The organism is Traorella sp. mt218 (assembly GCF_055420025.1).
In genome coordinates, this window is sequence record NZ_JBVAYM010000025.1 from 1 (window position 1) to 14946 (window position 14946).

The following is a 14946-nucleotide window of genomic DNA, read 5'->3' on the forward strand; positions in this document are numbered from 1 at the left end:
AAGATCCTATTCTCTATTTTCCTGGACAGACGGGTATAAAAGATATCCGCTTCACTGATCGGTCTTACATAAATATTTCTCAGCTTCATTCCCTTAGCTCCCCAGATATCCGTAAACAGCTGATCACCGATACAGATCACCTGTTCTCTTTTAAGATGATTCTTTTTCAATATCTTCATATAAGTATGGGGCAATGGTTTAAGTGAAAAGCCATACGCCTGACATCCCAGATCATCCGCAATCTTTTGAATCCTGCCGCCATGATTATTCGATATCAGAATCACCTTCAGTCCTAAATCCTGTGCTTTTCTGATCCATGTCTTCTTCTCATCTGAAATGACAAGTGCATCATGCGTGCATAAAGTATTATCCACATCACAGATAATTGCTTTGATCTCTTCTTTTTTTAATTGATCCAAGTCAACATCCAAAAGACTTGTCTTTATTTCATCCGGATACCAGTTTATTTTCATCTCCCCTATTATACTTGATTTTTATCCAAAAAGAAACTGAGTCTTCTTTCATTTTCCATATCAAATGATTTTATCTTTATCAAATTGAAATGCTAATTCATGAAAAAAGCCGATTATTTTTTGATGCGCAAATAAAACGACTCTGATGAGTCGTTTTATTAAATGAATCAGTCTTTTCAGCCCCAATTACAACATACAAACATATTCGTCACAGTTCTTGCAAAGACCATAAAGAAACACGGTAGCGATGATTGTCAACAAGAAATTTGATTAATTTATTTTAAGTAATCCTGTTAAAATAATCATCACAAAAGCGATGCCATTTTTCTTCATATTCTTGTTTCGGTAATAAAGGCATATCAAAGACATGAAAAATACCTCTGCGTTGTGCTTCTTCCATAAAATCCTTTGCATAATCACCAGCATCTTCAAAATAACAGCTGACATGAGAGATTCCTTTTAACTGAGCAATCTTCATGCGTGTATGACCATCAAGCGAAACGATTTTCCCATCTATCTTAGTAACTGGTATCAAAAATTCATCTATATATGGCAAAAGTCTTTTTACTTTCTCTTCATTCACATAAAATTGAGATACATAAATCTCTTCTAATCTCATATCAAAAAAAGATACCTGTTCATATTCTTTTAATATATGTCCCTTTTGATCAACAAAACGGCTGACATGACCCGCAAAAAAACGAAATTCCTCCATGGCTTCATTTAAATAATTGATATTTGAAAATGTTACCCTGCAGGTATTTCGGTCCAATACTTGAAACGCATAGGTTTCATCATTGATGACATAGGCCCCATGCTGATCAATAATGCTTTTCTCAAAGCGTTTATCATACTCTTCAATACGTTCAATTTTCATAACTCTTTAAATATCTCCCCAATATATTTATCTGTTTTTTCATAAAGAACCAGCATGATCAAATAATTGCCCACTCCATGAATCAAGTCAAAAAACAATCCCTTAAGCCAATAAGAGAGGGCTGCTTCAAATGAAAAGATAAGATAAGGAAATGCGAAAAATAAGCCAAACACAAGTCCATAAGCACCACTGAAAAGAGCGAGCTGATGTTCATTTTTAAAGATGTTTTTTGTATAAAAACTGATCATGACCAATCCATTCCACATGATGAAATACATGATGGACCAATCCCCAAACCCATATAAGACGATCTGTAAGAAACAAAAGATCGTTGCGATCAGTAGAGAATGGGCAAGCTTAAAATGTCGTCCGAAGAGGATCAAAAGAAAGCTTACAAGTTCGATATTGGGTAAAAAGGCCAGGATTTCTTTGGATATCGTTAAGATCGCACTTAAAAGTGCGATCAGGGTCATTTCTTTGATTTTACTCATAGGCCTTCAGCGTAAAGGTAAAGTGATCACCATCTTCTATCACAAGGACATCCGCCGCATCACAAAATGAGTTTTTGATACACTGGGCATTATTTTCAGAATCATAGGTCCAATATTTACCACCCGCCTCATCCTGCCTATACAGCTCATCCACACCCATGCCTGTAATATACATGCCATAGGTGCTTTGTTCACTTTCAAGCAAGATTTCTTTTTGTTCTTTCAGTTCTTCTAATAATTCACCTAAGGTAGCTGCATTCGTATCCACTTGCTGATCATAAACCAGCGTATCCTCATTTTTAATGGTTATCTGAATAACTTTTGAATCATGATCTCCTAAAGTTATCTTATAAATGCCATAGCCGATAAAAAGCAATATCAAAAAGCTAGCGGCGATGATGATTTTTTTTGTTTTGCTCATAACTTCTTCCTTTCTGCACTGATCTTGGACGGATCAGACATTTCTTTGAAAAGCCGATCAGGTCCTGACGTCCTGCTTTTGTAAGTGCCTCATACACCAGATCATAGTTGGCCGGTGAACGGTACTGCATCAAAGCACGCTGCATGGCTTTTTCATGAGCGCTTTTTGGCACATAGACAGGCGTGTTGTCACGAGGATCGATGCCGGTATAATACATGGCCGTTGACAGGGTTCCGGGTGTCGGATAAAAATCCTGGACCTGCTCTGGCTGATGGTGGATATCTCTGAGATATTCCGCCAGTTCAATAGCCGCATGAAGATCACTTCCCGGATGAGAGCTCATCAGGTAAGGAACCAGATACTGATTCTTATCATATTCTTCATTCAGCCGATAATATTTCTCCACAAATTTCTTATATAAACCACTCCTTGGTTTTCCCATCTTATCCAAGACCCTATCGCTGATATGTTCCGGAGCCACCTTTAATTGTCCTGAAATATGATAGCGGACAAGCTCCCTGAAAAATTTCTCATCTTTATCATACATGAGATAATCATAACGGATACCACTGCGCACGAAGACCTTTTTAACTTTCGGTAAAGCTCTTAATTCCTGTAAGAGCGAAAGATAATCCGTATGATCGACCTTTAAATTATTACAAGGTTTTGGCCATAAACACTGTCTGTTCACACAGGCACCATGGGTCAGCTGTTTGGCACAGGCAGGTTCTCGAAAATTGGCCGTAGGACCGCCCACATCATGAATATAACCCTTAAAATCAGGTTCCTCGGTAATCTTTTTAGCTTCATTGATAATACTTTCATGCGATCTTGCCTGGATGATCCGTCCCTGATGGAAGGTCAGCGCACAGAAATTACAGGCCCCGTAACAGCCACGATTCGATATCAAAGAAAAACGGACTTCTTCAATAGCCGGTACTTTTTCCTTATAAGAAGGATGGTAAGTACGCATATAAGGCAGGGCATAGGCATCGTCAAATTCCTGCTGTGTCAATGGACGATTCGGACGATTCTGTACGACATAACAGTCCTCATAAGGTTCTACAAGCGTTCTGGCATTGAAATGATCGGTATTCATATACTGGATCTTAAAGCTTTTGGCGTATTCCTTTTTAGAATTTTTCACGCTGTTGAAATCAGGCAGGATGATCGGATCATAGGCCACGCTTAAATCCTTGGTCTTATAGACGGTTCCATCCAGATATGTCAGATATTTCACATCTAAGCCGCTGTCAAGGGCATCCGCAATCTCAATGATGCTGTTTTCACCCATACCATACATCAGTAAATCAGCACTGGAATCCAATAAAATCGAACGTCTGACCGTATCGCTCCAATAATCATAGTGAGCTAAACGTCGCAGGCTGGCCTCAATACCGCCAATCAGAATGACCGCATCCTTATAGGCTTCACGAATCTTGTTGCAGTAAACGATCACAGCCCTGTCCGGTCGTTTTCCCATCACACCGCCCGGTGTATAGGCATCCTTTTTTCTTCTCTTTTTGGCCACCGTGTAATGATTGACCATCGAATCAATATTACCGCTTGATACTAAAAAACCTAACCGTGGCTTTCCAAACCGTTGAAAATCATCTACGCTGCGCCAATCCGGCTGGGCCAAAAAGCACACCTTATAGCCATGGCTTTCCAGCGTCCGGCAGATGATCGCCGCTCCAAAGCTTGGATGATCCACATAGGCATCACCGCATACATACACAAAATCCGGCTGTTCCCAGCCTCTTTCTCTCATTTCTTCATAAGTTACCGGTAAAAATCCACTCATATGTCCTCCTCTCGATCATCAAACATCTGCATGTTCCATAATAAATTACGACCATCAACATATACTTAACTGAGGTGAATCATGTTTGAAATGTTACAGCTTGGTTTTATGGAATTTTTAGGATTTTGCGGCTTCATTCAAAACAAACGCTTTAAAGACCCTTTGACAAAACAAGAAGAGCTGCACTATCTTGAACGTTTGGCCTTAAAGGATGATGAAGCCCGCAATATGCTGATTGAACACAATCTTCGTCTGGTCGCCCATATCGTTAAAAAATACGACATCAAAAAAATGGACAAAGATGATCTGATCAGTGTGGGTACCATTGGTTTGATCAAAGCCATCGACACCTTTAAGATGGAAAGCGGTCATAAGCTGACAACCTATGCCGCCCGATGTATTGAAAATGAAATTCTGATGGCCTTACGCGTCAATCAGAAACATTCCCAGACCGTTTCTTTAAACGAAACGATTCAAAAAGATAATGATGACTCGCTCTCCCTTATCGACTGTCTGGCAGATACCGAAGAAGATGTCATCGATACTTTTATGAAAAAAGAAAACATTCAGAAAATGATGTCCCATTTTGAAATCCTTGATGAACGTGAAAAAGATATCCTCATCAAACGTTATGGTCTTTTTAATCATGAAGAAATGACCCAGAAAGCCATTGCCCAGGAATACAACATTTCCCGTTCCTATGTATCCCGCATTGAAAAAAGAGCCATCATTCAGTTATGCAAAGCCTTTTATCAATAAGGAATATAAGTCATTGGCAATTTCAGATTGGCAACGACCTTAACGATCGCTTTCTTAAAATCCTCTTTATCAAAAATAAAGACTTCAAAGTAAATGCGCTTTAACGCAATACCACTGCCACAGATACGGGCAATTCCCAAATCATACAACAAGTCATTGAGTTCTTTTTCAAGAACTCTTTTTCTTTGAGCTTCTTTCTCATTAAATTCATCAATTTCAAGCACCAGAAAGCCAACCTCTCCTTGCAAACGTGTGATCTGATTCAAAGAAGTACGCTCATGATTCATCACTTCCACAAAATTCAACGGCTGGATCGTCGATATTAAGATACGGTCATTCAATAATTCATCGCTGACCTGATCTTCATTTAACTTATAAACCGTATAAATCTGGGTACAGTCACTATATGTCTTATAGTTATGAAGCTCCATAAAATCAATGATCTCATCATACCCTTCTCTTAAAGGAACATATTTGACCCCTTCTTTTTCACTTGAAGAACTATCGATCTTCTCCACATAGCTATTGACGACAAGATCACCTAAGACATTTTCTACGAATGTTGAACCAATGACTTCCTTTTCATTCTCATTCATCTTATCAAAGGCTTCGCATACAAGCGATACCGAAAAGCTGTCCTGCACCTTGGGTGTTTTAATAAAACCGATCCTGATATCATCGATCGTATAATATTTTTCTTCTACCTGGAAACGATAATGATAGATCTTTTCACTCAAAGGCGGGATGCAGTCAAAGATGATCCAGTTATCAGAAAGTGCTTTTGGCGCAAACTTTTTAAGATAGACACAGATGATCTGGCTTGTCTTATCTTTCATCGGTTCAAAGACCAATAGATTCAATGCATCATCTTTTTCCAAAGAAAGATAACAGCCGGCTGTCTTTAGACATTCATCACCCAGCTTCTTTTCCCATTCCTTGATCTTATCCGGATCATTGGCCTGTAAAGCCGCTTCAATCTTTTCCCTGTTTTTTAAAAAATATGTCCAGAATGCTTTCGCATTTGTTTTTATGCTCATACCATGACCTCACTTTTTCTTTATTCTATCATATTTTTAGGCTATAATGTTCATATGAAACCGATTTTATTAACAGAAACGATCAAAAATGAAACGACGCTGGATGAATGGCTCACAAAACATTTCTTTTCCAAAAAACAGCGCCATCTTTTAAAGATGGAAAAAAGGATCTGTGTCAATCATCAGATCGTTACCCATGATCTTCCTCTTTTTAAAAACGATCTTCTTGAAATCAACTGTGCCAAGGAAGAAAAAAATGATCTTGAACCTATCGATCAGGACCTTGAAATTCTCTATGAAGATGAAATCGTCATCGTGGTCAATAAACCGATCCATATGATCGTTCATGAAGATGGCAGTCACGGGATCACCTTAGATCGAATCGTTGCCGGATATTTTCAAAAGACCCATCAGCTCTGTCCCATTCGCCATATCCATCGTTTAGATCAAGATACCAGCGGCTGTATCTTATACTGTAAGCAGTCCTACCTTCAGCCTTATTTTGATCATGCGATAAAGACCAAGCAGATCAGACGCACCTATTTGGCAATCGTACAAGGCAAGATCAGCCAGGCGATGACCATCAGTAAAAAGATCGGCAAAGATCGTCATGCCAACCGTTTTCGTGTATCTTCAAGCGGTGTTGAAGCCATCACCCATCTCAAGCCTTTGACCTATAAAAATGATAAAACACTGATCGAATGTCAGCTTGAAACCGGCCGTACCCATCAGATCCGTGTCCACCTTGCAAGCATTTCCCATCCACTCATAGGTGATAAGCTTTATGGAACAGCTTCACGGTATCGCTGTATGCTTCACTCGTATTCTTTATCATTCATCCATCCTTTGACCCATAAAAAAATTGAAGTTATCTGTGAAATGCCAAAGGATATGCGTTTATGTATGGAAAGCTGAAATGTCACCAAAATATAAGTGGAGGTGACCCTATGGCACAGAAGACAAAGCACAAGCCCGGAAGCAACTGCACTGAAAGCGGCAAATATTCTGAATATACAGAAGATGGAACGCTCGTCAATGAAGATATCGACGTAGAAGAAGGCAGAAGATTCCCTCCTGCACAGGAAAAAGGCAGTTATTTTCAAAAACAAAAGAAATAAATTTGAAAAAAAGAATCAAGACACATATTGTGCTTGATTCTTTTTTATATTACATATTTTTGATAAATGCCTTATAACCTAAATAAGCTTCATAAACATCTACCTTAGAAACAACTTCCCAAGGTGCATGCATGTTCTGAACCGCTACACCGGCATCCACAACTTCCATACCATACTGGGCAGAGATATAGGCGATCGTTCCTCCGCCGCCCTGATCAACACGGCCCAGTTCACAAGTCTGGAAAGAAACATTTTCTTTGTTCATGGCATTGAATACTTCAACCAAAAATTCCGGATTTGCATCATTGCTGCCGCTCTTGCCACGTGAACCTAAGAATTTATTGTAGCACAGACCCTTTCCTAAGAAAGCTGTGTTCTTCAATTCATTGACACTCGGATAGTTTGGATCATAGCCTGCGGAAACATCACTGGAAAGCATCTTTGAATTGCTTAAGCATCTTCTCAGCTTTAACTCTGAATAATCATCTAAGACATTCATCAGTTCTGCTACCGTATTTTCAAAGAATTTGGAAGAAGCTCCTGTGGCACCGATACTTCCGACTTCCTCTTTATCCGTCAATAAGACAACGCTTGTACGATTAGCTGTTTCACTGTCCAATAACGCTGCCAGTGAAGTATAAGCACATACACGATCATCATGACCATAACCCATGACCATTGAACGATCCAGACCATAATCTCTGGCTTTTCCGGCAGGAACCACTTCCAGCTCAGCCGTTCTGAAATCTTCTTCTTCAATGTTATATTTTTCTTTCAACAGTGTTAAGATCGCTTCTTTTGATTTATCCTTCTCAGCACTCTTGCTTGGAATCGAACCTACTAAAACGTTCAGATCTTCACCCTCGATGACCTTTGAAGCAGTCTTGCCCATCTGATCACCGGCTAAGTGAATTAAAAGATCACTGATACCAACGACAGGATCACTGTCTTCTTCACCGATCACCACATTGATCACGCTGCCATCTTTCTTGACAACGACACCATGCAAAGCCAAAGGCAAAGTGACCCACTGATACTTCTTGATACCGCCATAGTAATGAGTATCCAAAAGCACCAGATCATTATCCTCATATAAAGGATTCTGCTTGATATCAATTCGAGGTGAATCGATATGAGCCCCTAAGATATTCAATCCCTTTTCCAAAGGCTCCTTTCCGATATGGAATAAAGCCAATGTCTTTTTCATATGTGCCGCATAAACCTTATCGCCTGCTTTTAATGTTTCCTTCTTCTCAATTACTTCATTGAGATCACGATAACCCTTTGCCTTTGCCTGGGCGATCGCTTCACTGACACATTCCCTTTCTGTCTTGCAATCCGAGATAAACTTCTTATAGTTTTCGTTGAAATCAAATACAGCTTTTGTATCACTGTATTTTTCCCATGCACATTTATTTTCCATAAAAAACCCTCCTTGTATTATTATACTCTATTTTTTAATATTTTCTACTCCAAAGACTTAAACTGTGCCTGATATAAACGGGTATATAAACCATTCTTTTCCAGAAGCTGTTCATGACTGCCCCTTTCCGTAATTCGATGATCCTCAATGACCACGATCTCATCCGCATTTTTGATCGTTGAAAGGCGATGGGCCACGACAATCGTCGTTCTTCCCTTGCATAATTCATCTAACGCATCCTGAATCAAGATCTCTGTCGCATTATCCAAGGCACTGGTTGCCTCATCTAATATAAGGATGGCCGGATTCTTCAAAAAGACGCGGGCAATGCTTAAACGCTGCTTCTGGCCACCGGAAAGCTTGATGCCTCGCTCACCGATCTGCGTATCATAACCCTCAGGAAGCGTCATGACATAATCATGGATATTGGCTCGTTTTGCCGCTTCAATGATCTCCTCTTCACTGGCATTTAAATTACCATAGGCAATGTTTTCTCTGATCGTACCTGTAAACAAAAAGACATCCTGCTGCACGATCCCGATATTTTTACGTAAAGATTCAAAACGAATCTCTTTGATATTCTCCCCATCGATCCGAATCTCACCTTGTTCTAAAGGATAAAAGCGAGGAATCAGATGACAGATCGTCGTCTTGCCGCCACCGCTCGGTCCTACAAGCGCCACCGTCTTTCCCGGTTCGATATTGAGTGAAATATCATGCAAGACCTCTTTTCCATTTTCATAATTGAAGCTGACATGATCAAACTCAATATGACCTTTCACATCCTTCAGATCATGGGCATTAACGCTTTCCTGTTCGATCGGCTGATCCAAAAGCTCAGTAAAACGCTTGAATCCTGTTGCACCGTTTTCCAGCTGTTCGACAAAATTGATCAGCTTCTTGATCGGTGAGATAAAGTTGTTGACAAACAACATATACGTTACAAAATCCGCAAAATTGATCCAACCGTTAAAAGTATAAATACCACCGGCCATCAATACGACAACATTCAATAAATCAATGATAAAACCTGTACCGCTATAAAAATAAGCCATCGCCTTATAAGACAACTCTCTTGCCTTCACATAGGCATTATTCCCCTGCAAGAACTTTTCCTCTTCGTAATGGGCATTATTAAAAGCCTTTGATACCCGGATACCACTGATCGCATTATTTAAATTCGCATTGATGACACCCACCTGTACACGACTTTCATGAAAAGCAGCGTGCATGCTTTTTCTTGACTGGATCGCAATATATACAAGAACCGGAATAAACGCAAAAATGATCACCGTCAAAGCCACATTGATCGTACATAGATAAATAAATGCCCCTAACATCATGATCACTGAAAGAAAAAGATCCTCAGGTCCATGATGTGCCAATTCAGAAATATCCTGTAAATCATTGACCATCCTGGACATGATCGTTCCTGTTTCATGTTCATCATAGTAACTAAACGGAAGCTTCTGTAAATGATTAAAGACCTCTCTTCGCATATCCGCCTGCATATGAACACCCACCATATGACCAAAATATGTCACAAAGTAATTCAACAGCATTTTTACGATATAAATGCCAAGCAGCACGATCGCACTGGTAATCAAAAGACGCAGCTGCCGATTCGGAATATAATCATTCAGCATATTACGCGTAATGATCGGATAAATCAGATCACACATAGAAATCAGAAAAGCCGCACATAAATCCAAAATAAACATCTTCTTATGCGGCTTATAATACTGCATAAACCTTTTTATCATATCTAACCTCTCCTAAAACCCTTTTATTATACCATAATATCAATAAAACAAAAGTCACGTCCCTCAATCAGACAAGAAAAAATCCCCATAAAATGGAAATATTTTCCATTTTATGGGTTCTTTCTATTTCTTGATATCTTTACTATGAAAAGCAGTATTCAAGCCATCACCTAAAACGACACGATCACCATTGATTTCAGTTACAGTATATTTGTGATTCAATACATCCGCAATCAGCAAGACTCCTTCATAAGAATATCTTGACGTTGGTGTGACCTTATCACCGACCTTGATATCAGGTGAAACTGCAATATCACCATCATTCACCCAGCACAGACCATCATCTAATAAATATGTAGATATACCATTAACCTTCAAACGTCTTGTGATCTTACCGCTGTCACGCAGCATCTGACCAGCCGGAATATAATTCTTGACAGCCGCTGCATCCATAGATGATCTGTAACAGGTTGTAAACCGCACCGTTTCTGCTTTTTTATTGATTTCAGAAAAATGCCGGACTATTTTATTTAATGTTTTTTTCTCAATATCAGCATTTAATTTCTTTGCATTAGAAACAGACTGATTATCTACAATCATTTGTGCCATATTATCACCTCCTATGTTTTTATGTTGATTTTATGAAATTTTATTTTTATAATGAAAGCAGGAATGCGAAAGGAGAAAACTATGAAAGAATATAAAGTGTATATTGACTCAATATGGAGTACATATGGTAAATATTCAGAAAAAACTGAAAAAAATCTGAATGAATTAGCCAAAGAGGGATACAAAATCGTTGGTGTTGCTTCTTATGGCAGTGATGTGAATATCTATCTTGAACGTGACATCCCTGATGAAGAATAACCGACTTGTATGGTTTTCTTTTTTGCTGCATGCTAATATTCAATTAATGAAGTTGTCTGACTTAATTTCATTTTATTCATGAATTACTTCACTTGCATCATTCATATTTGCATTTGCCAATATAAACACCTCCTTTTTCATCTGAGTTAAAATATTGGTTGCAATATAATAAAAATAGAAAGAGAGTGTATAACATGAAACAATATAAGACAATGTACTATACTCACCATGATTTTTTTGGTGATAAAGATCAAAAAAGGTTAGATTATATTCTAAATGAAATGTCCAAGTTAGGATTTCATCTCATAAATACTTTAAATCATGGGCCTTGTTACAATGAAGGAAAAGAAGAAGTAATCATCCTATTTTTTGAACGTGATGTTCCCGATGAAGAATAGCCAGCCTGTCTGGTTTTTCTTTTTATTATTTATCGTTTCACTAAATATTGTTTAATATGTTCAATATCAAGTCAAAATACCTTATTCATACTCATAGATATTTTCTTTATGCACATATTTAATGTATCAAAGGAATCAATAAGCGACTCCATCTTATTGGTAATTTTTTCTATATCTGATTCTTTTGGTAATTCTGTTGTATAACTAGACATATTGTCACCTCCTAGTTAGTTTTTCTTGTAAACAAAATATCTCTATCTTATAATAGAAATAAGGAAAGAGAGGTACTTTTATGAAAGAGTATAAAATTTATACAAGTTATTCTGGTATAAGCGATGATAGTAAGATAACAAAAAAAATAGAAAAAGATCTTAATGATTTTGCTAAAAAAGGATACCAAATTATCGAAACTGTATGCTTTAGTGAACGCTATATATATTTTATATTAGAAAGAGAAATCCCTGGCGAAGAATAACCAGCTTGTCTGGTTTTCTTTTTTTGTTATTTATCGTTTCACTAAATATTGTTTAATATGTCCAATATCAAGTCAAATTACCTCATTCATACTCTCAGATACTTTCTTCATACTCATATTTAATGTATCAAAAGAATCAATGAGCGACTCCATCTTATTGGTAATTTTTTCTATATCTGATTCTTTTGGTAATTCTGTTGTATAACTAGACATATTGTCACCTCCTAGTTAGTTTTTTCTTGTAAACAAAATATCTCTATCTTATAATAAAATTAAAGAAAGAGAGGTACTTTTTATGAAAGAATATAAATATTTCAAGGTTGCATTTCCTGAAGTTCAAAAAACATTAGATGATATGGCAAAACAGGGATACATTCTTACTACAGCAAGCGTTTATTCCGATTGGAGTCAAATAGCTTTATTCTTTGAACGAGATGTTCCTAATAAAGAATAACCGACTTGTTCGGTTTTTCTTTCTTTACTGAATATATCATTAGGCTTTCTTTTCCATTACATTTTACATAATACAAACTTTAATATTTGAAACAGACTGATCATCTACAATCGTTTGTGCCATGTAATCACCTCCTATATTTTTATGTTGATTTTATGAAATTTTATTTTTATAATGAAAGCAGGAAAACGAAAGGAGAAAACTATGAAAGAATATAAAGTGTATATTGACTTAATACGGAGTACATATAGTAAATATTCAGAAAAAACTGAAAAAAATCTGAATGAATTGGCCAAAGAGGGATACAGAATCGTTGGTGTTGCTTCTTATGACAGTGATGTGAATATCTATCTTGAACGTGACATCCCTGATGAAGAATAACCAACTTGTCTGGTTATTCTTATAATTACATTTATAATTTATAAAAGAACATCAGGAACTTATCCTGATGTTCTTTTTATTAGGACAATAGCTGTTTAATCATCTTGTCGATTAATGAAGCATTGACCTGTTTGATATGACTGAGTGAAAAAAGCATCACATCAGCTGTTTGCTGTTGACTAAGATCTTTATGATATCTTAATTCCAGCACTTCTTTTTCCTGTTCATTTAAGAGCCGATAACCTTTTTCATAACTATATAATACTATCGTATCAGCAATTTGTTTTTTCTAATGCTTTTTGTTTGGCATCTAGAATAACAGCTATGGAATGTTTTTCACTGTTTCCACAACGTTTTACTTCACTGGCTGATTTTGTTTGATAGCATTGATCATTCTCATTTTTTTAATAACTTCTATATGAAGATTTAATGTTAAATAATACATAGTTATTTTATCCTCTTGATCATTGTCATGGATCTTTATTCAAATACTTTTTCATAGTTGCTCCTTTCTGTAAACGTGATACAAAAAAAGCACCAGATAGTATGTATCTGATGCCTTATGTATGCTTTTTTACGATATTATTATAACATGATTTTTTAACTTTTTTTCTTGGAAAAGTACCAACTTTACCGGATGCTTCTTTTAAGAATTACGTATCAGATCATAAAAATACTGATAAGCATATTGATAATCTGCAACCATTTTTTGAAATATAGCATCTACTTTTCTTCCTTTTTCTACTTTTTCTGTTTTATTAAAGCCCCAGATATCTCTTGACTCTAATTCAACTTCTTCATATTGAAATTTTGTAGACGAAGGAAAATGCTTGGTTTCAATTTCTCCCCATCCCCTTGCTACATCTCCTTTTACAGTAATTCCATATCGATTATACATGTAAACCATCGCCAGGTCATGAGCAATCTGTTCTTTAGTCATCATTATTTTTCCTCCATTCATCTATCATTATTATACATGAATAAAAAAAAGAGTTCCATCCTTTATGAATGAAACTCCTTTGCCTGATTATAACAATGATTTATAAAGCTCTTTGATTTCTTCTACGCTTGTTTCTCTCGGATTGCCCGGACGGCAAGCATCTGCATAAGCTGATTCGCTCAAGAAATCCAGATCTTCTTCTTTTACGATACCCTTTAAGTCAGCCGGAATACCTACATCAGCAGAAAGCTTTCTTACTGCATCCACAGCAGCCTTACGATATTCTTCCTGACTCATGCCAGTCGTATCAACACCCATTGCTTCTGCGATATCTTTATATTTAGTACCTGTTGCCGGAGCGTTGTATTCCATGACTGTTGGCAGAATGATCGCATTGGCAACACCATGAGGTGTATCATATAAAGCACCCAGTGGATGTGCCATCGAGTGAACGATACCCAAACCGACATTTGAGAAGCCCATACCGGCAATATACTGACCTAAGGCCATGCCTTCTCTTCCTTCCGGAGTATTTTCAACGGCACCCCGCAGGCTTCTTGAAATGATTTCAATAGCCTTTAAGTGGAACATATCGCTCAATTCCCAAGCACCAGCCGTAATATAACCTTCAATGGCATGTGTCAGGGCATCCATACCTGTTGCAGCTGTCAAACCTTTTGGCATCGTGCTCATCATATCCGGATCAACAAATGCAACTACCGGGATATCATGAACATCCACACATACCATCTTACGATCTTTTTCAGTATCGGTAATGACATAGTTAATCGTTACTTCGGCAGCTGTTCCGGCTGTAGTTGGTACAGCGAAGATCGGTGTACATGGATGCTTCGTAGCGGCTGTTCCTTCCAGACTTCTCACATCCGCAAATTCCGGGTTACGGTCAATGATACCTACTGCCTTAGCTGTATCCATGGAAGAACCGCCGCCAATAGCGATCATATAATCAGCATGTGCTTCATGCAATGCCTTTACACCATGTTGTACGTTTTCGATCGTTGGATTTGGTTTGATGTCAGAATAAACAACATAGTCCAATCCTGCTTCATCCAATAGATCTGTTACCTTCTTTGTAACACCAAATTTAATCAGATCAGGGTCTGAACAAACCATCGCTTTTTTGAATCCTCTTGCTTTTGCTTCTGTAGGAATTTCATTGATGGCTCCCTTACCATGATAGCTTGTTTCATTTAACACAAATCTGTTTGCCATAATAAATATACATCTCCTTTTCTATCCGTCAT

The 14946-nt window shown here is 37.6% G+C and carries 22 protein-coding genes; 8 read left to right on the forward strand and 14 right to left on the reverse strand.

Features of this window, described 5'->3' with window-relative positions; genetic code table 11:
* The 5 genes from ACZYT3_RS10725 to ACZYT3_RS10745 all read right to left on the reverse strand — a co-directional run.
* A partial coding sequence (locus ACZYT3_RS10725) for a YqeG family HAD IIIA-type phosphatase (protein WP_464088648.1) occupies positions 1-473 on the reverse strand: 473 nt, incomplete at its 3' end.
* A 280-nt stretch (positions 474-753) separates the two neighbouring features.
* A complete protein-coding gene (locus ACZYT3_RS10730) occupies positions 754-1350 on the reverse strand; it encodes a hypothetical protein (protein ID WP_464088649.1) in 597 nt (198 codons plus the stop codon).
* Complete coding sequence (locus tag ACZYT3_RS10735; RefSeq protein WP_464088650.1) at positions 1347-1841, reverse strand: hypothetical protein; 495 nt, start codon at positions 1839-1841, stop codon at positions 1347-1349. Before ACZYT3_RS10735 ends, ACZYT3_RS10730 begins: the two co-directional genes overlap by 4 nt.
* A complete protein-coding gene (locus ACZYT3_RS10740; protein ID WP_464088651.1) occupies positions 1834-2262 on the reverse strand; it encodes a hypothetical protein in 429 nt (142 codons plus the stop codon). The genes ACZYT3_RS10735 and ACZYT3_RS10740 overlap by 8 nt, the downstream gene beginning before the upstream one ends.
* Positions 2228-4066 (reverse strand): YgiQ family radical SAM protein, encoded by a 1839-nt coding sequence (locus ACZYT3_RS10745; protein ID WP_294561186.1) that lies wholly within the window; start codon positions 4064-4066, stop codon positions 2228-2230. Before ACZYT3_RS10745 ends, ACZYT3_RS10740 begins: the two co-directional genes overlap by 35 nt.
* A gap of 81 nt (positions 4067-4147) precedes the next feature.
* Between ACZYT3_RS10745 and sigK the strand changes: the two genes are divergently transcribed.
* On the forward strand, positions 4148-4825 hold the full coding sequence (gene sigK, locus ACZYT3_RS10750) for an RNA polymerase sporulation sigma factor SigK (protein ID WP_294561185.1): 678 nt from the start codon (positions 4148-4150) through the stop codon (positions 4823-4825).
* On the opposite strand, the gene ACZYT3_RS10755 is transcribed toward sigK, so the two are convergent.
* Complete coding sequence (locus ACZYT3_RS10755) at positions 4819-5862, reverse strand: hypothetical protein (RefSeq protein WP_464088652.1); 1044 nt, start codon at positions 5860-5862, stop codon at positions 4819-4821. The two genes, sigK and ACZYT3_RS10755, sit on opposite strands and share 7 nt — an antisense overlap.
* A 54-nt stretch (positions 5863-5916) precedes the next feature.
* Between ACZYT3_RS10755 and ACZYT3_RS10760 the strand changes: the two genes are divergently transcribed.
* On the forward strand, positions 5917-6777 hold the full coding sequence (locus ACZYT3_RS10760; protein WP_464088653.1) for an RluA family pseudouridine synthase: 861 nt from the start codon (positions 5917-5919) through the stop codon (positions 6775-6777).
* A 32-nt stretch (positions 6778-6809) separates the two neighbouring features.
* Positions 6810-6980 carry a YjzC family protein gene (locus tag ACZYT3_RS10765; RefSeq protein WP_074022000.1) on the forward strand — a complete coding sequence of 57 codons (171 nt, stop codon included), beginning with the start codon at positions 6810-6812 and terminating at the stop codon, positions 6978-6980.
* A 49-nt stretch (positions 6981-7029) separates the two neighbouring features.
* Here ACZYT3_RS10765 and ACZYT3_RS10770 read toward each other — a convergent pair whose 3' ends face one another.
* The 3 genes from ACZYT3_RS10770 to ACZYT3_RS10780 form a co-directional block, all read right to left on the reverse strand.
* Positions 7030-8403 (reverse strand): aminopeptidase, encoded by a 1374-nt coding sequence (locus tag ACZYT3_RS10770; protein WP_464088654.1) that lies wholly within the window; start codon positions 8401-8403, stop codon positions 7030-7032.
* Between the two features lie 44 nt (positions 8404-8447).
* On the reverse strand, positions 8448-10166 hold the full coding sequence (locus ACZYT3_RS10775; RefSeq protein WP_294561182.1) for an ABC transporter ATP-binding protein: 1719 nt from the start codon (positions 10164-10166) through the stop codon (positions 8448-8450).
* Positions 10167-10289: 123 nt separating this feature from the next.
* The gene (locus tag ACZYT3_RS10780; protein WP_464088655.1) at positions 10290-10775 is read right to left on the reverse strand and encodes a hypothetical protein; all 486 of its coding nucleotides are present in this window, start codon (positions 10773-10775) and stop codon (positions 10290-10292) included.
* 81 nt (positions 10776-10856) lie between these two features.
* Between ACZYT3_RS10780 and ACZYT3_RS10785 the strand changes: the two genes are divergently transcribed.
* The gene (locus ACZYT3_RS10785) at positions 10857-11033 is read left to right on the forward strand and encodes a hypothetical protein (protein ID WP_464088656.1); all 177 of its coding nucleotides are present in this window, start codon (positions 10857-10859) and stop codon (positions 11031-11033) included.
* 194 nt (positions 11034-11227) lie between these two features.
* Positions 11228-11431: a DUF4177 domain-containing protein gene (locus tag ACZYT3_RS10790; RefSeq protein ID WP_464088657.1), complete on the forward strand. Its 204-nt coding sequence runs from the start codon at positions 11228-11230 to the stop codon at positions 11429-11431.
* A gap of 71 nt (positions 11432-11502) precedes the next feature.
* Here the strand turns inward: ACZYT3_RS10790 and ACZYT3_RS10795 are convergent, their stop codons facing one another.
* Positions 11503-11643, reverse strand: coding sequence for a hypothetical protein (locus ACZYT3_RS10795; RefSeq protein ID WP_464088658.1), 141 nt, complete (start codon positions 11641-11643; stop codon positions 11503-11505).
* An 80-nt stretch (positions 11644-11723) separates the two neighbouring features.
* Between ACZYT3_RS10795 and ACZYT3_RS10800 the strand changes: the two genes are divergently transcribed.
* Positions 11724-11906, forward strand: a complete 183-nt coding sequence (locus ACZYT3_RS10800) for a hypothetical protein (protein ID WP_464088659.1) — start codon at positions 11724-11726, stop codon at positions 11904-11906.
* Between the two features lie 72 nt (positions 11907-11978).
* On the opposite strand, the gene ACZYT3_RS10805 is transcribed toward ACZYT3_RS10800, so the two are convergent.
* Positions 11979-12119 carry a hypothetical protein gene (locus ACZYT3_RS10805; protein WP_464088660.1) on the reverse strand — a complete coding sequence of 47 codons (141 nt, stop codon included), beginning with the start codon at positions 12117-12119 and terminating at the stop codon, positions 11979-11981.
* An 82-nt stretch (positions 12120-12201) separates the two neighbouring features.
* Between ACZYT3_RS10805 and ACZYT3_RS10810 the strand changes: the two genes are divergently transcribed.
* The gene (locus ACZYT3_RS10810) at positions 12202-12360 is read left to right on the forward strand and encodes a hypothetical protein (protein ID WP_464088661.1); all 159 of its coding nucleotides are present in this window, start codon (positions 12202-12204) and stop codon (positions 12358-12360) included.
* 204 nt (positions 12361-12564) lie between these two features.
* Positions 12565-12741: a hypothetical protein gene (locus ACZYT3_RS10815; RefSeq protein ID WP_464088662.1), complete on the forward strand. Its 177-nt coding sequence runs from the start codon at positions 12565-12567 to the stop codon at positions 12739-12741.
* 79 nt (positions 12742-12820) lie between these two features.
* Here ACZYT3_RS10815 and ACZYT3_RS10820 read toward each other — a convergent pair whose 3' ends face one another.
* From ACZYT3_RS10820 to fucO, 3 genes are all read right to left on the reverse strand, one after another.
* Positions 12821-13021, reverse strand: a complete 201-nt coding sequence (locus tag ACZYT3_RS10820) for a sigma factor-like helix-turn-helix DNA-binding protein (RefSeq protein ID WP_464088676.1) — start codon at positions 13019-13021, stop codon at positions 12821-12823.
* A gap of 366 nt (positions 13022-13387) precedes the next feature.
* Complete coding sequence (locus ACZYT3_RS10825; protein WP_464088663.1) at positions 13388-13684, reverse strand: hypothetical protein; 297 nt, start codon at positions 13682-13684, stop codon at positions 13388-13390.
* 84 nt (positions 13685-13768) lie between these two features.
* Positions 13769-14914, reverse strand: coding sequence for a lactaldehyde reductase (gene fucO / locus ACZYT3_RS10830; protein ID WP_294560705.1), 1146 nt, complete (start codon positions 14912-14914; stop codon positions 13769-13771).
* Positions 14915-14946 lie beyond the last annotated feature (32 nt).